Here is a 19,005-nt window from a genome sequence, read left to right on the forward strand (position 1 = left end):
AGAATAATACGTTACATAATGGGAATTATATGCATCACCGGGGCAAGTAGTGGAATCGGAAGGGCAACGGCTTTCCATATGGCCCGATTGGGGTGGAAAATTGTTGCGTGTGGCCGTCGGGAAGAGCGCCTTGAAGAATTGGTTGCTGCCTTTCCCAAGCAGGTGCACCCCTTGGTGTTTGATGTACGGGATCGGGCAGCAGTAGAAGCGGCCTTTGCCAGCCTTCCCCCTGAATTTAGCGCAGTTGAGGTCCTGATCAATAACGCCGGTAATGCCCACGGTCTTGATCCCATTCAGGAAGGTAACCCGGACGACTGGGATGCCATGATGGATATAAATGTCAAAGGACTGCTCTATGTAACCCGGGCACTCCTGCCCATACTGCAGCAACAGGAGAACGCCCAAATCCTCAATATCGGTTCTACCGCCGGCAAGGAGGTCTATCCCAAAGGGAATGTGTATTGCGCCAGCAAGCACGCCGTAGATGCGATAAACCAGGGCCTGCGTATGGATCTCAACGAAACCGGTATCCGGGTAGGAGCAATCAATCCGGGTCTGGTGGAAACAGAATTCAGCGAGGTGCGTTTTAAAGGAGATTCCCAAAGGGCTTCCGGGGTCTATCAAGGGTATCAACCCCTGACCCCTGAGGATATCGCCGAGGTCATCGCTTTCGCCATAAGCCGCCCGGCCCACGTTAACATCGCCGACCTGGTTGTCATGCCAACCGCCCAGGCCAGTAGCACCATCATCCGCAAGACATGATCAATAAGCGGCTGTTGATCAAAAACCTGCTGGCCCACAATGATGAGAACAGTTTTTACGACAAAAAACGGATCATCGATATAGGCCAGAAGCAGGGGAAGGCGAAATTTCTGAAACACGTCTGCGCCTTGGCCAACAGTAATCCAAACAACCTTTCCTATATCGTCATTGGTGTAGAAGACGACGACAATTCCATTCCCGGGGTAGACTTCTTCGACGACAGTAAGATTCAGAACCTGGTAAACGCCTACCTGGAAAATCCACCCCGGATTACGTACGAGAATGTGCTCTTTCCCCATCTTCCGGAAGGAAAAGTTGTTGGCCTGGTCAGCATTCTTTCGTCCGGGAAGCGCTGTTCCCTGAAAAAGGGAATTTGGAAGTACCGCTCGGGGATGTCTTTTATCCGGGCCGGGAGTATCAGCAAGCCGGCTGAAGATATCGGGGAGCTACGCGATACAAATGCAGCGCTGGTATCGGAAATTGAAAACAATGCCCGAAACAATATTGAGCTTACCCTGGACGGAGTTATCGATTTCATCAATCACCGACATAGCGACCTGCCTAGTTTTTATAAGGTTTTTAAGGAACAGTTCGTGGTATGCTGGGCGGGGAACCGAAAGAAAGTTGGGACAGAGGAGTATTTTTCGCGCGTCGACATCGAACTGATCAACGAACAGGTTAAGCTCTTTTATTCCGCCCTGGACGAGGTGAGTATCCTCTCAGGGGAATCGACTTTCGAAATCACCGAGTACGTCTATATGGGTCTGGAAAGCGAGAAGCGATACTATCCGCTGGAACGGGTAGCGATTGAGTTTTCGGATAACGGAACCTATCAGATCCGAAGCGAACTGATCTTTGAGCCTCCGCAGTACGACAAGAAAACCTTACTGCACCTGATCAATGCCCACAAGGCTTTGCTGGGTAAGATGGAGAAACAACGGCCTTTGTTGCCGAGGGAAAAGAACGACCTGCGCCAGATGCCGGCCACCTTACTTATTTGCTATCTCAATGGTTTTGAAAAAGCCGCGACCCTCATGCAGCAGGCCCGCCAACCCTTAAAGGACAACGACCCTGCAGCCTATACTTCCCTGAAAGAGGCCCTGAGGATTTTACGAAAAGTGAGGTATAATTAGTCTTCCCCTGTAGCTTCCATTTGCTCCAACCACAGCAATCCCAGGGGTTCCATTTCCAAAAGTCCGCTGCGAACCGCTCCGCTACTACCCGCGAGAAGATCCCGGTATTTGCCGGCTTTGAGGTATCCGATGCGCTCCAGCCAACCCGCGTTCACAACCTGACGGGTGCGGTCAAAATTCGCAATACACAAGACGCCTGGTGCTCCGATGCGTTCCAGAATAAACAGGTGGTTATTCCCGGAATTATGAATTCGGGTGTTCGAGGTGTCAGCAAAAACAGCAAGGGATTTCCGAAGCGCAATCATGTCCCGTAAGATGTTGAAAATCCGGGTTGAGGGTAATTGTTCCTGATCGAGTGCAGCCACTTTATCCCAATCGTGGAAGGGACGATTCAACCAGCGGCTGTCATCGGCCTGGTCTGGGTTCTTCAAATAGCTGTAATCATTGAGCATGCCTATTTCATCCCCGGCATAAACCAGGGGAATCCCCGGTGCGGCAAGGACGATTCCATACAGCAGTTTTATAGCGTCAATGGCTCGGGCAACGGAGCCTGCATCGCCATCTTCCAGCGCTTTTTCAAGCCCTAAAAGCGATGCGGCGGAGCCGGTTATCCGGCCATCTCCCGTTTCGGGATTGTACATGAATATGGCCCCTTTAGCCGGTGACCAGTCCAGGCGCTGGCAAAAATAGTCCAGCAGGAATTTGCGATGGCTGTCTGGATTCCACCCCAGAGCCGCGATATGGGAATCATCAAACCCAAGGCCAATATCGTCGTGGCAGCGCACGTAATTGATCCAGGTACCTTCCCTGGGTTTCTCCGGCATATGTTCCAGGCTGTGCCGGAGTAAGGTGGATTTTTTTGTGGCAATAGAATTCCACAGGCAGGCCATAAAGGTTGCGTGATATGCGATTTCACATTCATTGCCTTCACGGGAACCTTCACCAAAATAGCGGACAATTTCTTTTGGTGCCACTATGGCTTCAGCCAGTAAAATGGCCCCCGGAGCCACCACCTGGAGGCAAAGGCGGAAAAGCGATATCAACGTATGCGCTTCGGGAAGGTTTTGGGAGTCTGTGCCAATGCGCTTCCATAAAAACGCAAGCGCATCAAAACGAACAATGTCTACCCCAAGGTTTACCAGGGCAGCCAAATTTTCGAACATGGCCAAAAATACCCTGGGGTTGGTGTAGTTCAGATCCCATTGGTAGCTATTGAATACTGTCATTACCCAGCGTTCCATTTCGGGGATCCAGGTAAAGTTTCCCGGGGAGGTTGCGGGGAAGACCTCGGGTAAGGATTCCTCGAACTGGTCCGGGATGTGGCGGTTTGGATAGGTATAATAATATTCCCTGAATTCGGTTTCCCCAGCCTTTGCTTTGAGCGCCCAAGGGAACTCATCAGAAGTGTGATTTACCACAAAATCCAGCATGAGTATGATTCCTTTTTCACGAAATCGCGCCGTGAGTCGCTGCAAGTCCTCGTCTGAACCAAATTTTGGATCGATCTCGGTATAGCTGCTCACGGCATAACCCCCATCGTTTTCTCCTGCAGGGCGTTTAGTAAGGGGCATTAAATGGAGAAAGTTGATTCCCAGGGATTGGAAGTATGGGATTTTGCGTTCCAAAGTAGCCAGGTCGCCACAAAAACGATCCACATAGAGTTGCATCCCTACCCAGTGTTGTTGCTGGTACCAATCATCTTCCAAAACCCTTTTGGAATCGACTTCACGCAGCTGCGGACCCCGGTTTTTAAAGGAGGCTTCGAGGAGCTGTATTAAATCTTTGAAGCGTTCTTCCTGTCCGGGATAAAGTTGCAGGAAGAGCGACTGCATTAAGCTGAGATTGGCAGCCAGGCGAGATTCGAAATAGTCCCGGGCAGTTGGTTTTCGCTTGCCCTTTTTCCCATTCTCGGCCAGAAAGCGATGTATCGCGCTTTGATTCATAGATTACTTCAGGGAGGTTTTAGATTACGGCCGTAAGCTGCTCCTGGTGAGGCAGGGCTTCAATGGCTCCGAATTTAGTAGTGGTCAGGGCTCCGGCAGCATTGGCGCGTTTCACCATCTCAGCAAAAGCGTCAAAATCACTAGCCGCCTCATGGGCGTTCTCCAAGGTACTTATCTGGTACAAAAGACAACCGATAAAGGCATCACCGGCACCTGTTGTATCTACCGGATTGACAGCAATACTGGGGATAGTGGCGGTTTGACCTCCGGAACTCAAATAGGTGCCTTCGCCCCCAAGGGTAACTACAATAGTTGCTGTGCCCATTTCGTGTAAGGACCGGCAGGCCTCCTCCAGATTGTGTGCCCCGCTCAGTAAAAGGGCTTCTTCCAGGCTAAACTTGCAGAGGTCGGATTTTTCAATAAAGGGGGTGCATTTTTTAATGAACTCTTTCTCGTTGTCTCTCCAGAGGTCCTGGCGGAAGTTGGGATCAAAGGAAATAAAGGAGCGTTCGGTTAGTGCGTCGAAGAAATAGTGCCCGTAAGCCGCTTCTAGGGGGCCTCCCAGAAGGGCAGTGGCTGCTCCAAGATGTACCATATGCGATTTGAATCCGGTCCGGATTTTGGAATTATAAGTGAGTTCCCGGTCTGCGCCCCTACTAAATACGAAGTCCCGCTCGCCATCTTCTGCAATGGAGACAAAGGCCAGTGTGGTAAAGGTTTTACTCTGCTGCATTTGCCGGATATCTACCCGGTTTTCTTCTAATACCCGGGAGAGGAAAACGCCGAAGGGATCATCCCCAACACAGCCGATAAAAGCGCTGTTGCCTCCAAGGCGTGCAATAGCACAGGCCACATTTGCCGGAGCACCTCCCGCCTTTTTGGTAAAGGTATTTGCCCGCGAGAGGTCACTGCCCTGATTCTCTGCAACAAAGTCTATCAGCAATTCCCCGATACAATATACTTTCTTCATTTTTTGTAGCGCTTCGAGCGGTTTCGATCCCGAAATGTACTTAAGTTTAAGGGTTTGCCCTAAAATTTCCCCGAATTATATAATTCGCCTTTTATCTGTTGGGCAAAGGACGTAAATTCATGGGCACTTAAAAACGAGCAGAAAAAACTACTGGAGCATCCAGAAGGAAAACCTTACCATTAACACCTAGCATCATGGGACTTTTTGACGAGATTAAAAAAAAGCTGAGTCATGAATTCATCGATATTGTCGAATGGCTCGACGATTCACAGGATACGATTGTGCATCGTTTTGAACGCTACCAGAACGAGATTAAAAACGGGGCTAAGCTCGTGGTTCGCGAAGGGCAGCAGGCGGTTTTTGTGAATGAAGGGCAACTGGCCGATGTCTTCGGGCCGGGAACCTATGAACTGACGACCAAGAATCTACCTATCCTGACCACATTAAAGGGCTGGAAATACGGATTCAACAGCCCGTTCAAGGCAGAAGTTTACTTTGTGAATACCCGATTGTTTACCGATGAGAAATGGGGGACTAAAAACCCTGTAATGCTCAGCGATGACCGTTTTGGACTCACAGAAATCCGCGCCTTTGGAACCTACAGTTTCCGGATTTCAGATCCCGGAAATTTTGTAATCAATGTCGTGGGAACAGATAGCAATTTCACCAATTACGAGGTCAATGAACACCTGAAAAGCCTCATCGTAACCCGCTTTACCGATACCGTCGGGGAGGCCAATTTGCCGCTCGAACTGTACGCAGCAAACACCAGTGAACTTTCGGAAACCTGCCAGGAGGTTATGCATCCTGAATTTGAGCGGATCGGAATAGACCTGGAGAAATTCTACATCGAGAATGTTTCCATGCCGGAAGAACTCAAGAAGGAAATCTTCGAATACAGCCGGCTCGATAAGCTCGACATGGGTAAACTGGCACAGTTCAAGGCTGCGAAGGCCATGGAAGCCGCCGCCAAGAATGAAGGCGGCACGGCTGGCGCAGGTATGGGGATGGGTATGGGCTTTGTCCTCGCACAACAAATGGGGGGTCTGGTTAGTCCGGCACCTGTTGCTGCGACTGGTGCAGCAGCCCAGCAGGCGGCTCCACCACCAATACCCCAATTGGCCTATTTCTATGCCCTGGAAGGGAAACAACAGGGACCGGTTAGTTTTGAGCGCCTGGGAGAGTTGTTTGCAGCCCGAAGTATCAACCGGGACACGCTTATCTGGAAACAGGGCATGGCTGCCTGGACAGCGCTAAGCGAGGTGGACGAATTAAAATCTTTCCTGGGAGGAAATACTCCGCCACCCCTTCCCGGAGCCTGATCCTGAACGACGACGGCCCTTTAGGTAATTCACTTAATGGACGAGATCCTACAATCGGAAGTAAAGAAATCCTGCGAGAGCTGTGGTGCAGAGTTAACCTATGCGCCCGGTTCCGATCATATCCAGTGTGCGTATTGCGGCTATGAAGCGTTCATCAACGCGGCCAAAAACAGTTTTGAGGAGCTGGAATTGCGCCATTATTTGGAGACTACCGGGGAGCACCGTTTTACGGAAACAGTAGAAATTCTCCACTGTAAAAACTGCGGAGCCAATCAGAATGTGCAGGAGAACTTCAAATCCCTGAGTTGCGTTTACTGTGGCGAACCCTTGATCAGGGAGGACAGCGATAAAGAGCTCTGGATCCGCCCGGGGGCTCTGGTTCCTTTTCAACTCACCACCGAGCAGGCCAGGCGCCTTTTTCGCAAATGGGTGCAGGGGCTTTGGTTTGCGCCGGGTGCGGTAAAACGGGCTGCCCTGGATCCCGAAGGGATGCATGGATTATACTTGCCCTTCTGGACCTTTGATGCCCAGATGGAGGCTTCGTACCGGGGGCAACGCGGAGACTACTATTACGAGACCAAACGCGTTCGCACCAAAGATGGGGTCCGGACCCAACAAGTACGCAAAACCCGGTGGACCCCGGCTTCCGGAAAGGTGTCCGGCTTTGTCGACGACATCCTGATCCTTGCGGCTTCCGGCAGGGGCAAGCAGCTGCCACAGGGCTTGTTTTTCTGGGACCTGAAAGCGCTCAAACCCTTCCACTCGGATTACCTCTCCGGATTTGTAACCGAAAAATACACCCTGTCCTTGAAGGATGGGCACCATCAGTCCTTTAAGAAGGCCAAAGAGATTGCCCGAACCTGGATCCGACGTGATATCGGGGGCGATACCCAGCGGATACTCGACATGGACATTGGCCTGGATCAGGAGACCTTTAAGCACATCCTATTACCGATATATATCAGTAGCTATCGCTACAAGGGCAAGGAGTATAGTTTTTATGTCAATGGACAAACCGGGAAGGTCCACGGCAGCCGACCCTACAGTTTTTGGAAAATATTCCTGACTGTAGTGGGCGCCCTCTTGATTTTTGCGCTATTGATTTTTGTCCTGAAATGAAAACCTTTGTAGTAGGCGATATTCACGCGGGATTGCGCGGGCTGGAGCAGGTCCTGGAACGGCTACAGGCCAATACTGCGGACCACTTCATTTTTCTAGGAGACTACGTAGACGGCTGGAGTACGGCTGTGGAAACGATTGAGTTTCTCATGGCATTCTCCCAGAAGTATAACTGTACGTTTCTCAGGGGGAATCACGACGCCCTGACCCTGGATTGGCTGCGGGACAAAAAAGACAATCCGCTCTGGCTCGCTTCGGGAGGAGCGGCAACCCAACAATCCTATCGGGGAGTCGGACAGGAAACCCGGGGAAAGCATATTCATTTTCTGGAGTCCCTGGCAGACTACTACCTCGATGCGCAAAACAGACTTTATCTGCATGCGGGATTTACCCATCCCAAGGGGATCGATTATGAGTACTTTACGGTTAATTTTTATTGGGACCGGACCCTTTGGGAAATGGCATTATCGCTCAATCCTGCCCTGGATCCTGCCGATAAAAAATACCCGGCACGGCTGCGATGTTACCGGGAAATCTACATTGGTCATACCCCGGTTACCCGCCTGGGGAAAACCCTTCCGCTGCAAGCCGGAAATGTTTGGAATGTAGATACCGGGGCTGCCTTTAAAGGGCCGCTTTCTATTATCGATGTGGATAGTAAAGCCGTAGTTCAGAGCGATCCGGTTTACGAACTTTACCCGGAAGAACAAGGACGCAACCCGGGCTAACGAACCCCGCGGAGTGAATTACAGTTTCCCGTGATCGTGCTGGTCCTGCCACTTCTTCAACTCCTTCCATTTGCCTTCATAGGCCATACGGGCTTGCATGGGCCAGGAGGAAGGGTCGTGGATTTTATAGCGGTCGCCCCCGGAATCGAGGACTTCCTGACATTTAGCCACGCTGACTTCTGAAAGTGATTTCCAGGTTTTGATATCGTAGTTGTGGAAGAGGCTTTCGATTTTGGGGCCGATCCCTTCCACCAGTTTTAAATCATCCTCTTTAATACGCTTGCCAAAGGCTGCCTTTGCGCTAGCAGCGTTGAAGGCGATAGCTGGGGCAACGGCGGCTGCCAGGGACGCCGAAGCCGATAGTTTTTCCCTGCAGGCCTCAAGCTCGGCCTGAAGGCGATTGTGGTCTACTTCCATACTGGTCAGGCGGGCGCTGAGGTCTTTTGCATTGCCACTGCCCTTTCCCCAGAAATAACCAATAATGCCACAGATTAGCCCTACCAGCAATAGGATAACCCAGTACCATATACTTGTGTTCGCGAAATCCATATCAACGGTTTAGTGTTTGAAATACAATGTATTAAAAAAATACGAGCTGGACTAAGCCCCGTTTTTGACGCACAAAACCAGTAATACAGATTTTGCTGCAGACTATACAAAGTCATAGGCAGACTTCGCAGGTGCAACTTAATTTTAAGCTATTCCCACATTCCGGTCCACAGTGGGATGTTTTGGATTAGTTTGGTTAGCTGGAAACCTGCCAATCACCTTGCTAAGCGGTGAAGGCAGGTTTTCCACGTTTCTAACCCCTTGTACCGGCTGTTAAGAAGGTATTACAGATCGAATTTGATCCCTTGAGCCAACGGTAATTCAGTGGAGTAGTTTATCGTATTGGTTTGGCGTCTCATATAGACTTTCCAGGCGTCAGAACCAGATTCGCGACCCCCGCCGGTTTCTTTTTCCCCACCAAAGGCACCACCGATTTCCGCCCCGGAAGTACCTATATTGACGTTGGCGATACCACAATCGCTACCTGCTGCGGAGAGGAAGGCTTCTGCCTCTCGCAAATCGCGGGTCATGATGGCTGATGAAAGCCCCTGACGTACACCGTTCTGAAGGGCGATGGCTTCCCGAACATCCCCGCTGTATTTCAACAGATAGAGGATGGGGGCAAAGGTTTCCTCCTGAACAATGTCAAAATGGTTTTCTGCTTCGGCAATCGCAGGTTTTACGTAGCATCCGCTTTCATAACCCGAACCTTGGAGCACACCTCCCGGAACCAGGATGTTTCCCCCTTCGGCTTCAACTTTTTCTAAAGCACTTTCGTATTGGGCTACGGCATCGGTATCGATCAGCGGCCCAACATGGTTGTTCTCGTCCAGGGGATTCCCGATTTTAAGTTGTGCGTAAGCATCGGTTAAAGCCTGCTTTACTTCATCGTAACGGGATTCGTGAACGATGAGCCTTCGTGTGGAGGTACAGCGTTGGCCACAGGTTCCCACCGCACCGAAGACAGCTCCGATAACGGTCATTTTCAGGTCGGCTTCGGGACTGACGATAATGGCGTTGTTTCCTCCTAACTCCAGGAGCGATTTCCCCAAACGTGCCCCAACAGCCTGAGCCACTAGTTTACCCATCCGGATAGACCCGGTTGCAGAGATCAGGGGTAGGCGGGTGTCGGAGGTCATCCACTGACCCACTTGAGCGTCTCCGGTTATCAGACAGGAAATTCCTTCCGGCAAGCCGTTCTCGGCAAATACTTCTGCCGCAATTCGCTGGCAGGCAATACCACAAAGGGGGGTTTTCTCGGAGGGTTTCCAGATACATACATCACCGCACACCCAGGCCAGGGCAGTATTCCAGGCCCAGACGGCAACCGGAAAATTGAAAGCTGAAATTATACCGACGATACCCAGGGGGTGGTACTGTTCATACATCCGGTGTCCGGGGCGTTCGGAATGCATGGTCAGTCCGTGCAATTGCCGGGAAAGCCCCACAGCAAAGTCACAGATATCGATCATCTCCTGGACTTCTCCCAGCCCTTCCTGGTACGATTTCCCCATTTCGTAGGAAACCAGTTTCCCGAGGGGCTCCTTGAGTTCGCGTAGTTTTTCGCCGAATTGCCGGACAATTTCACCGCGCTTTGGGGCTGGCATCATACGCCATTGTTCAAAGGCCGAAACTGCCGTGGCTACTACTTTGTCGTAATCGGCACGGGTTGTGGTATTGACTCGTGCAATAGCTGCCCCATCGACCGGGGAAGAAGATATTATTTCCGGGCCGGAGCCGAAATTGTCCACTCCCGTGGATGTGCCGGCATTGGCAGCATTGATACCCAGCTGTTTCAGGGCGTTATCGATTCCAAAATCCGTTGCGACATCCATGTATTTATAACTTTTTGGGGTTCTATTGTTAGATTTCGCACAAAATTACGAAATCTTACTGGCTCAAAAGCAAGCCAAATAAGGCAGCTGCAGGAATTCCCTGAATCCAGAATATTTTTCGGCTTGCGGTAAGGCCGCCGTATATGCCTGCGACGGCAACACAACCGGCAAAGAATAGCCCCACGTTCCTAGACCAGTCGGCATCCGCGATAAATAAGGACCAGATGAGTCCAGCCGCCAGGAAGCCGTTATAAAGGCCCTGATTTGCTGCTAGGGTCTTGGTTGGCGGAAATAATTCTTTGGGAAAACTCCGGAACACTTTGGGTCCCCGCGTGGTCCAGGCAAACATTTCAAGCCACAGAAAGTACAGGTGTTGTAAGGCGATCAACGCGGTAAGTCCGATAATGACGTATTCCATAACTACGAATTTTCGTTAAAGCAATTAGGTGGCCACAAGGTTAAACTTTGGGAATCAATCTCCCGTAAAGCGCTCATCCACCTCCATGACGGTCCCACAATTGGAACAGGTGCGCAAGTCTTCGGAGCCGTAAAAGTGTTTGAAATGTTGCAGGAAATCCCGTTCGATATCTTCCAGGGTAAAGTAGGCCTCGTAGAGTTTTTGATTGCAATTGTCGCAAAACCAAAGCAGCCCATCCCGGGCATCTGACTCATTGCGTTTTCGTTCTACCACCAGACCCAGGGAACCCTTGTGGCGCACCGGAGAATGCGGTATGCCGGCCGGGTGTAAATACATATCGCCGGGTCCCAGGTGGAAAGTGCGTTTTTCTCCTTCGTCCTGGATGTGGACTTCTATTTCGCCTTCCAGCTGATAGAAAAGTTCTTCAGTTTCGTTGTAGTGATAATCCTTTCTGGCATTCGGACCAGCCACAATCATTACGATGTAATCCCCGGATTCTTTGTACAGGTTTTTATTCCCGACAGGGGGTTTTAACAGGTCGCGGTTCTCTTCGATCCAGGCATTGAGGTTGAAAGGGGGGGATACAGCCATAGGTTTCCTTTTGGTCATCTGCGCTGATTAAGCGCTGTGGCCTAAAGGTATGAAATTGCGGGCTGCTCTACTCCAGGAAGAATATCTGGGTGTAGTAGAGGGTGCCGTCCGGGGCCTCCTTTACACTTATAGCCGTATGGGAGAAATTACCTTCCATGGTGGAGCGGTGGCTCGGACTGTCAATCCAGCCCTGGAGGGCCATCTCCGCCGAGGGATAATCTTTGGCCACATTTTCCGCCACAGCCTTAGCATTGGTCTGTTGACTGATCTGAGAGGCTCTGGAAGTGAAGTTATCGTGACTTAGATTTCCGGAAGCGATCATATAATCCGTATGCGTATTGGCATACTGATAGGCCACCGCACTAAAGGTGAGCGGCTCCATTCCGGAAGTGGTCCGAAAGTTATTGACAAGACTAAGTAGTTCGCCCTCGAGGGCAACGCGATTCTCGGCTTGCGGAACTTCTGTTACGGATACCGTTTCCTTACTACAGGAAGCAACTACCAGCGCAAAGCATACCGAGAAGGCCAAAAGCATTCTCCGTTTCATATAGTGTTCTTTCTCGCAGGTAGGCGTAATGGCGAAGATTGGGGGATCTTCTGGAAATCCGTGTTCTCGAATTTCTACCCACTCTCCAGCTTGCGGCGAGCAGGGTCTGTAATAATACGCATAAAGAGAACAAGGGGATGTCTCCGGATAGGCTTATTCGTTAAAAAGCACAATTCTATCGAATAAAAGCAAGGGGGTAACGGGCTAATCTTCAGCGGAAAAGTCTGCCGGTTTTCGCCGATCCGGCTCCAGTACCCAGTCGAAAACGAAAGCCCCGGTTTCCATAAGCGGAGCATAAAGAACGGAATTAGCGATGTAATCCGATTTAACCACATTGAGGGAGCTGTTCGCCCGATCAAAAAAGATCAATATTGCACCGAGGATTACGGCAGCCTTCAGGACACCAAAAACGCCACCGGCCAACTTATTCAACCATCCCACGAATGCGAAATCCGCAACCTTGGTAAGCGCTTTGCCCAACAGGTGCACCACCCCGACAATACATAAAAAGGTAATGATAAAAGCGGCAATTTTCAGGGTTCGAAGCTCCCAGTTCACGCGTTCGCTCAAGTAGTCTGCCGTGATATAGGAAAAGTGGATGGCTCCATAAATTCCGGCGATCAGGGCTATGATCGAAGCTAGCTCCAGAAAGAGGCCGTTCTTTAAACCCTTGTACAAGCCCAATGCGAGCAACGCACCCAATATAATATCCAATAGTCCCATACTCGCAAATATAGAACATCGCTTTGTACCTTTGGGGGGAATTAGCTCCGTAAGCTATGTCGCGTGACCTTGACCTGAAGAAGCGCTGGGACCAGTTGCTTTCAAAGCTTTCCGAACAATTTGCCGATGGGGATACCCTGGACCTGGACGCGGTAATCTACCTCGTGGGCGTACAGGAATTGGGACAGCTGGGCAGAACGTTTAAAAAGGACGAGAAAGTGAACCTCATGCACATTGCCATCTGCCGTTTGTTAGAGCCCTACGGCTATTATGCCTTTGAATATTTTGATCCCGATGGATGGCCCCATTATCGCTTATTGGAACCGTTGCCTGCTCTGAAAGCCGGAGAGCAATCGGTTTTGATGAAAGAGGCAATCGTAAATTATTTCCTGGCGAATAGTTACATCGAATAACGGAGGAACAATGAATAACGGAGCACCTTACTACGCCGTAATCTTTACCAGCAAACGAACGCAAGCCGATCCGGAAGGCTATGGACAAATGGCGGAACAAATGATGGAACTTGCCGCCCGTCAACCCGGGTATCTCGGTGTTGATCACGCCCGGGAAGACATCGGGATTACGATCAGCTATTGGGATTCCCTCCAGGCCATTTCCAACTGGAAACAGCAAGAAGACCACCTTCAGGCACAACGACTCGGCCGGGAACGCTGGTATGAACATTTCACCCTGCGCATTTGCCGCGTGGAACGGGAGTATGGCTTCAATGGCCCCGAATCGGACTAATAAAAATCCCAAATTCCAAATCCGAGGTTACAGATTCCAAATCCCAAATCTCAGATCCAAATCCCTGACTATCCGTAGCGGGACTTGAATGGTCCTGGTATATGTTGTAACTTTAGGGAGCTAAAAATGACTATGAAAAAGCCTATTGCCTTTAGCGGAACAGACCGCCAAAACCAACTTACTAACCTGGGTGCAGAGACCTATGATCTCATCGTTATCGGCGGGGGGATTACCGGAGCCGGAATAGCCCTCGACGCCAGTTCCAGGGGCTTGAAAACACTCTTGCTGGAAAAGGGGGATTTTGCCTCTGGCACCAGTAGTAAATCCACCAAACTCATCCACGGCGGGTTGCGGTACCTGAAGCAATTCGATTTTTGGTTGGTCAAGGAAGTTGGCTCAGAACGCGCTATCGTTCATAAGCTGGCACCCCACCTGGTGATTCCCGAGAAAATGCTGCTACCCCTTATCGAAGGGGGGTCCTATGGGAAATGGCTAACCTCCATAGGCCTGAAAGTTTACGATATCCTGGCACAGGTCGAGGGCGATGACAAACGCCGGATGCTGGAAAAGAAAGAGGCCCTTAAAAAAGAGCCTTTGCTTCCCAAAAAACGACTCAAGGGAGCCGGATTCTATGCGGAATACCGTACGGACGACGCACGCCTCACGATTGAGCTCCTGAAAACAAGCCTGCAATATGGGGTAACGGCCCTGAACTACATGCGCGTAGAGTCTTTTTCCTATGATAAAGACGGGCAGGTCAATGGCCTGAGCGCTAAAGACCTCTTGTCGGACACTGTGGTAGACTGCAAGGCCAAAAATATCATAAACGCCGCCGGTCCCTGGGTAGATGAATTGCGGGGTGTGGATAAGAGCCGGCGGGGCAAACGCCTCCACTTAACCAAAGGCGTACACCTGGTTTTTCCTCATGAAAAATTGCCGGTGGAGCAGTCGGTTTACTTCGATGTTCCGGATGGCCGGATGATCTTTGCCATTCCGCGAGGAGGGATTACCTATGTCGGGACTACAGATACCAATTACGATGGGGACAAGAATGAGGTGCGTACCGACCTTGCCGATGCCATCTATCTGATCTCGGCGGTAAACAATATGTTCCCGGATATAGAATTGGGCCTTGAGGACATACAATCGTCCTGGGCAGGGCTCAGGCCACTGATCCACGAAGAGGGAAAATCGGCATCTGAACTATCCCGTAAAGACGAAATTTTCGTTTCGCATTCCGGGCTGGTAAGTATTGCCGGGGGGAAACTGACCGGCTATCGCAAAATGGCTGAGCGAGCAGTAAACCGGGTCTCCCGCCGTATGGAAGATGCCGGTGGAAAAGCGCTCCAACCATCCAAAACCGACCAGATTGCTATTTGCGGGAACGATTTTAAAAATTTTAAGGCCGTTAAGAAATACATAGATCAGGTGGCCGAACGCCTGGAGCCGGCCGGGATACCTCCCCTGGAGGCCCGACGTCTGGTGACTACCTATGGCATTCAGACCGATAGTATCCTGGATGCTTTTGAAGGGTATTCGGACGGGGATGCCTCCTGGAATCTCGTGCGTGCCGAACTCGAATTCGGCATTGCCTATGAACAGGTGCAAAATCCCATGGACTTTTTTATTCGCCGCACCGGCCGATTGTATTTCAATATTGAAAGCATGCGCGCGCACAAGGAAGCAGCGGCTAAGTTATGCGGGAAAATACTGGGGGCTAAGAAGAGCGAGGTAGACAGCTGGATCCAGGAAATGGACAGGGAACTACACCACCACAGTGCCTTTGACCTGGAGGAATTCCGGGTCTAATCCGGACTTGCAGGAGCCAGGTCTATTTCAGACCATTTTTTCGGAGAGTTGAGCAAATTCCTTTCGGGGATTCTTTTTCTCGTACAGAATACCGTAGACGGCATCGATTATCGGGGTTTTTACTTTCTTGGTAAAGCTCTTTTTTATCTCATAAGCGCTTCGGGTCGCATAATACCCTTCTGCGACCATATTCATTTCCATCATCGCGCTTTTAACGGTGTATCCCTTCCCGATCATATTGCCAAACATCCGGTTCCGGCTAAAAGTAGAGTATCCGGTTACCAGCAGATCGCCCAGGTAGGCCGAGTGGTTGATGTTCCTGTCGATGTTATAACGCCTTTTTACATAGCGCTTCATCTCGCGGATGGCGTTACTCATTAACACCGCCTGGTAGTTATCTCCATATCCCAGGCCATGAGCAATCCCTGCAGCAAGGGCGTAGATATTCTTGAGCATTGCGGCGTATTCTGTTCCGATGATGTCTTTAGAGACGGCCGTATTGATGTAGTCGCATTGCAGGCAATCGCTCATTATTTCTGCCTTATCAGTATCGGCACAGGCCAGGGTAAGATAAGAGAGGCGTTCCAGGGCTACCTCTTCGGCATGGCAGGGACCGGCGATAACCCCGATATTTTCATAAGGAATGTCAAAATGTTCGTGAAGATGCTCTCCCACAATCTGGCCACTTTCCGGCACGATTCCTTTTACGGCAGAAAAGAGGACCTTATCCTTGAGGGGAATTTGAAGCTTTTCGAGTTCCTGAACTAAAAATGCCGACGGGATGGCCAGAATAAGCCAATCGCAAGCAGCAACGGCACTATTGATATCGTTAGTAAGCTGAAGCTTCCCGGGATCCAATTCCGCAGCACTGATGTAATTGGGATTGTTCCCGTAGCGTCTGATATGATCGGCAGCCGATTCGCTGCGCATGTACCAATGAAGGGAATCCAAATTTTCACTCAGGATTTTCACCAGGGCGGTCGCCCAGCTTCCTCCGCCCAGCACCGCGATATTCGGGTAATTCACCTCCTTTTTTTTGGATTGTTCTTTGCTGTCCTTTTTATTTTTCTTCATCGTGATCCAGGCGATTATTGAACTTGTTCCGCAATAAACAGTAGTCCCAAAGGTAGTCAATTGCCTTTGCCCGGAATTCAAAGGTTGCCGCAAAAACTGTATCTTGAGGGGAGTGAACCAACTACTTCGGTTATGACTTCTGGTGAATTGACAAACTCCGGGAAAGACAAGGGAGCATCCATGGCTCCGGTTCCCGGCAACACGGCTCATAAGGATATCCCGGGAAACCCTTCCACAGCGAAGAGCAGCAAGAAAAAACTGAACGATCGCAGTAATGGGGAGGAATTAAGGATACTGTCGGAGGAGGATTGGGATTTCTGGCAACGCGAAGGTTATATTGTCATTAAGAGTGCGATATCCCGGGAACAGGCCCGGCGAACCGCTGACTTTCTCTGGGAATTCGAAGAGAAAGATCCGGCCGACCCGGCTACCTGGTATGCGCCTCCCCGGGCCGAAATGCAAATGAAGGAATTGGCCGGCACGGGCATGGTGGAAGTCTATAACCACCAGTTGCTTTGGGAGAATCGCCAAAGCCCGAAAATCCACCAGGCCTTTGCAGATATCTGGGGTACCGAGAAATTATGGGTAACCATCGATAGGGCAAACCTCAACGTCCCTAACCGACCTGGCCATGTTCAGAAAGGATTTATCCATTGGGATTACGATCCGGAAACGCGCCCCCAAAATGTTCAGGGAGTACTGGCTCTTGCAGACCAGACCGATCCGGCTATGGGTGGATTCCAGTGTATCCCCTGGCTTTATCGCAATTACGACTCCTGGAAAAAGAGTCAGCCGGAAGACCGGGATCGCTTTCAACCCGATATCACCGGGTTGGAGGATAAATTGGTGAAAGTGCCTCTGGAGGCCGGGGATTTATTGATTTTCAATAGTCTGCTGGCTCATGGGATACGCCCCAACCAATCCAGGGACAAAGTACGCCTGGCGCAATATATTTCCATGATGCCGGCCGAACCTGAGAATGAAGAAATCCTCAATTGGCGCATACACAGTTGGAAGCACCGAATTGCCCCGGAAGGCTATGCCTTTCCAGGAGATCCACGCAACTGGGAGCAGGACAGATATACCACGGCTGAGCTTACTTCCCTTGGAGAGAAGCTATTGGGGCTTACCCCCTGGGCGTAGCTTTTCTTTCCAACAACCTGTTTAAGGGATAAAAACTAAAACGACCTCCCGCAGTTAGCCGAAGGTCGTTTTAAAAATAAATTTATTGGATTTCCTATAGCGTTCTGAGGTACTCCGCCAAGGCTCGCGCCTCATCCTCGGTGAGGTTTTGGTTGAGCATTACCATGCCGTTGTATTCTTCGTAAAGCGCAATGGCAATTGGGTCTTCCTTGAGCATCCCGTCAGGATTCAGGATCATATTCATTACCCATTCCGGGCTGCGTCGCTCGTAAATACCCTTCATGGCAGGTCCGATCATCCGCTGCTCTATCTGGTGGCAAGCTGTACAAATAGCGTTGAATTTGGCCTCTCCCTCAGCGGCGAGTGCCGCATCGATCTCATCGGGAAAAGTGAGGTCTTTGATAGGGCCAATCCCTTTGTTGTCCATATCCACAGCAACACCTTCTGAGGCTTTAGTTTCGGTCTTTTCCTCTTTAGTCCGGCTCATCTCAAAACCGTCTTCAGATTTTTCCTCCTTTTTTTCACCACAACCTACAGCCAGCGTAAGGGCCGCACATAGTATCCAAATTCTTTTCATTGTCAGGAATGTTTAGACCCCTAAGATAAGAAATACAGGCTTATTTACCTGCCGGGATTTGGGACTTAAAAAATTCCAGGGTTCTGAGCTCATTGTAGTAGGTGCCTTTGCCCTGAACGAATCCTACATGACCCCCAAAATCAGGACATTCCAGGTACAGGTAATCGTGCGATCGGGCAAGTGCTTCCGGGTAGCAATAGGGCCCGAGGAAACTATCGTTCCGGGCATTGAGCAGCAGACTTGGAGTAGTCAGGGCGGAAAGGAAAGGAAGGGAGCTAGACCGGGTATAATAATCACCAGCGTCCATAAATCCATGGGCCTGACTGGTATAAACTTCGTCAAAGTCCCGCAGGGTTTTAATTTGCTCAATAGATTGCCGGCTGAGCCTTTCCGGGAACTGCGCACGCTTTTCCCATAATTTTGCTTTCAGACTCTTGAGGAATCTGCGCGCGTAGAGGATGTTTTCGGGCTGGTTGAGTTGATGCAGGGAATCGTGTAGGTCGCAGGGAACGGAGATAGCACTGGCAGCATGGATTTTTTTATTCGAATCCCAGGCCTCTCCGAGATATTTTAACAACAGGTTTCCCCCAAGGCTAAAACCAAGGAGGTAAATTTCGCTCACATTGGGACGTTTCGACACATGGCGTACTACCGCATCGAGATCCTGGGTTGCCCCGGAATGATAGGAAGCGTATTTGCGATTGGGGCTTCCGCTGCACCCGCGTAAGTTTACCGCACAGCAACTAAACCCATTCTGGGATAACAGCCGGATACTGCCCAGCATATAGGGTCGCTGCGCATTCCCTTCCAGCCCGTGTAACAGGATAACGACACGCTCGGAGGGTTCCCCGGAATGCGTCCAGTCTAAATCCAGGAAATCACCGTCTTCCAGTTCCAGGCGTTCGCGCTGAAAACCCGAAACCCTGACCTTCCGGACAATGGCGGAATATATGGTCGAAATATGCCCATTGTTCATGGGCCAGCCTGGACGATAATCAGCGGGAATCAGCGGCAT

General features: G+C 50.5%; 20 protein-coding genes. 9 read left to right on the forward strand and 11 right to left on the reverse strand.

What is annotated here, in order from left to right; all coding sequences use genetic code 11:
- Positions 1-18 precede the first annotated feature (18 nt).
- Both BM318_RS06325 and BM318_RS06330 read left to right on the forward strand, forming a co-directional pair.
- Positions 19-762 carry an SDR family NAD(P)-dependent oxidoreductase gene (locus BM318_RS06325; protein ID WP_092981576.1) on the forward strand — a complete coding sequence of 248 codons (744 nt, stop codon included), beginning with the start codon at positions 19-21 and terminating at the stop codon, positions 760-762.
- The gene (locus tag BM318_RS06330; RefSeq protein WP_092981578.1) at positions 759-1,895 is read left to right on the forward strand and encodes an ATP-binding protein; all 1,137 of its coding nucleotides are present in this window, start codon (positions 759-761) and stop codon (positions 1,893-1,895) included. The genes BM318_RS06325 and BM318_RS06330 overlap by 4 nt, the downstream gene beginning before the upstream one ends.
- Here the strand turns inward: BM318_RS06330 and BM318_RS06335 are convergent.
- Both BM318_RS06335 and BM318_RS06340 read right to left on the reverse strand, forming a co-directional pair.
- Entirely contained in the window at positions 1,892-3,838 is a 1,947-nt protein-coding gene (locus BM318_RS06335; RefSeq protein ID WP_092981580.1) for an alpha-amylase family protein, read from the reverse strand. The genes BM318_RS06330 and BM318_RS06335 overlap by 4 nt on opposite strands.
- 19 nt (positions 3,839-3,857) lie before the next feature.
- The gene (locus tag BM318_RS06340; protein ID WP_092981582.1) at positions 3,858-4,808 is read right to left on the reverse strand and encodes a carbohydrate kinase family protein; all 951 of its coding nucleotides are present in this window, start codon (positions 4,806-4,808) and stop codon (positions 3,858-3,860) included.
- Positions 4,809-5,002: 194 nt separating this feature from the next.
- Between BM318_RS06340 and BM318_RS06345 the strand changes: the two genes are divergently transcribed.
- The 3 genes from BM318_RS06345 to BM318_RS06355 are packed head-to-tail and all read left to right on the forward strand — an operon-like array spanning position 5,003 to position 7,977.
- Positions 5,003-6,130 carry an SPFH domain-containing protein gene (locus tag BM318_RS06345; protein WP_092981584.1) on the forward strand — a complete coding sequence of 376 codons (1,128 nt, stop codon included), beginning with the start codon at positions 5,003-5,005 and terminating at the stop codon, positions 6,128-6,130.
- Positions 6,131-6,166: 36 nt separating this feature from the next.
- Positions 6,167-7,249: a TFIIB-type zinc ribbon-containing protein gene (locus tag BM318_RS06350; protein ID WP_092981585.1), complete on the forward strand. Its 1,083-nt coding sequence runs from the start codon at positions 6,167-6,169 to the stop codon at positions 7,247-7,249.
- Positions 7,246-7,977 (forward strand): metallophosphoesterase, encoded by a 732-nt coding sequence (locus tag BM318_RS06355; protein ID WP_092981586.1) that lies wholly within the window; start codon positions 7,246-7,248, stop codon positions 7,975-7,977. The genes BM318_RS06350 and BM318_RS06355 overlap by 4 nt, the downstream gene beginning before the upstream one ends.
- Before the next feature lie 18 nt (positions 7,978-7,995).
- On the opposite strand, the gene BM318_RS06360 is transcribed toward BM318_RS06355, so the two are convergent.
- From BM318_RS06360 to BM318_RS06385, 6 genes are all read right to left on the reverse strand, one after another.
- Positions 7,996-8,526 (reverse strand): hypothetical protein, encoded by a 531-nt coding sequence (locus BM318_RS06360; RefSeq protein ID WP_092981588.1) that lies wholly within the window; start codon positions 8,524-8,526, stop codon positions 7,996-7,998.
- 284 nt (positions 8,527-8,810) lie between these two features.
- Entirely contained in the window at positions 8,811-10,361 is a 1,551-nt protein-coding gene (amaB, locus tag BM318_RS06365) for an L-piperidine-6-carboxylate dehydrogenase (protein ID WP_092981589.1), read from the reverse strand.
- Between the two features lie 55 nt (positions 10,362-10,416).
- On the reverse strand, positions 10,417-10,779 hold the full coding sequence (locus tag BM318_RS06370; RefSeq protein ID WP_092981590.1) for a DUF1304 domain-containing protein: 363 nt from the start codon (positions 10,777-10,779) through the stop codon (positions 10,417-10,419).
- A gap of 54 nt (positions 10,780-10,833) precedes the next feature.
- Complete coding sequence (locus BM318_RS06375; protein ID WP_092982101.1) at positions 10,834-11,370, reverse strand: 3-hydroxyanthranilate 3,4-dioxygenase; 537 nt, start codon at positions 11,368-11,370, stop codon at positions 10,834-10,836.
- 67 nt (positions 11,371-11,437) lie between these two features.
- Positions 11,438-11,917, reverse strand: coding sequence for a CAP domain-containing protein (locus BM318_RS06380; protein WP_092981591.1), 480 nt, complete (start codon positions 11,915-11,917; stop codon positions 11,438-11,440).
- A gap of 204 nt (positions 11,918-12,121) precedes the next feature.
- Entirely contained in the window at positions 12,122-12,640 is a 519-nt protein-coding gene (locus BM318_RS06385; RefSeq protein ID WP_092981593.1) for a CvpA family protein, read from the reverse strand.
- Positions 12,641-12,696: 56 nt separating this feature from the next.
- Here BM318_RS06385 and BM318_RS06390 point away from each other — a divergent pair, with 56 nt between their 5' ends.
- The 3 genes from BM318_RS06390 to BM318_RS06400 all read left to right on the forward strand — a co-directional run bounded on the left by BM318_RS06390 (position 12,697) and on the right by BM318_RS06400 (position 15,196).
- Positions 12,697-13,053, forward strand: coding sequence for a hypothetical protein (locus tag BM318_RS06390; RefSeq protein ID WP_092981594.1), 357 nt, complete (start codon positions 12,697-12,699; stop codon positions 13,051-13,053).
- Between the two features lie 10 nt (positions 13,054-13,063).
- Positions 13,064-13,387, forward strand: coding sequence for an antibiotic biosynthesis monooxygenase family protein (locus BM318_RS06395; RefSeq protein ID WP_092981596.1), 324 nt, complete (start codon positions 13,064-13,066; stop codon positions 13,385-13,387).
- Positions 13,388-13,519: 132 nt separating this feature from the next.
- Positions 13,520-15,196, forward strand: a complete 1,677-nt coding sequence (locus tag BM318_RS06400) for a glycerol-3-phosphate dehydrogenase/oxidase (RefSeq protein ID WP_092981597.1) — start codon at positions 13,520-13,522, stop codon at positions 15,194-15,196.
- Between the two features lie 27 nt (positions 15,197-15,223).
- Here the strand turns inward: BM318_RS06400 and BM318_RS06405 are convergent, their stop codons facing one another.
- Positions 15,224-16,270, reverse strand: coding sequence for an NAD(P)H-dependent glycerol-3-phosphate dehydrogenase (locus BM318_RS06405; protein ID WP_092981598.1), 1,047 nt, complete (start codon positions 16,268-16,270; stop codon positions 15,224-15,226).
- A gap of 132 nt (positions 16,271-16,402) precedes the next feature.
- On the opposite strand from BM318_RS06405, the gene BM318_RS06410 reads away from it, so the two are divergent.
- The gene (locus tag BM318_RS06410) at positions 16,403-17,413 is read left to right on the forward strand and encodes a phytanoyl-CoA dioxygenase family protein (RefSeq protein WP_317040345.1); all 1,011 of its coding nucleotides are present in this window, start codon (positions 16,403-16,405) and stop codon (positions 17,411-17,413) included.
- 94 nt (positions 17,414-17,507) lie between these two features.
- Here the strand turns inward: BM318_RS06410 and BM318_RS06415 are convergent, their stop codons facing one another.
- Positions 17,508-17,990 carry a c-type cytochrome gene (locus BM318_RS06415; RefSeq protein WP_092981600.1) on the reverse strand — a complete coding sequence of 161 codons (483 nt, stop codon included), beginning with the start codon at positions 17,988-17,990 and terminating at the stop codon, positions 17,508-17,510.
- Between the two features lie 40 nt (positions 17,991-18,030).
- The gene (locus BM318_RS06420; protein ID WP_092981602.1) at positions 18,031-19,005 is read right to left on the reverse strand and encodes a YheT family hydrolase; all 975 of its coding nucleotides are present in this window, start codon (positions 19,003-19,005) and stop codon (positions 18,031-18,033) included.

This window comes from Robiginitalea myxolifaciens (genome assembly GCF_900115205.1).
Classification (GTDB): Bacteria; Bacteroidota; Bacteroidia; order Flavobacteriales; family Flavobacteriaceae; genus Robiginitalea; species Robiginitalea myxolifaciens.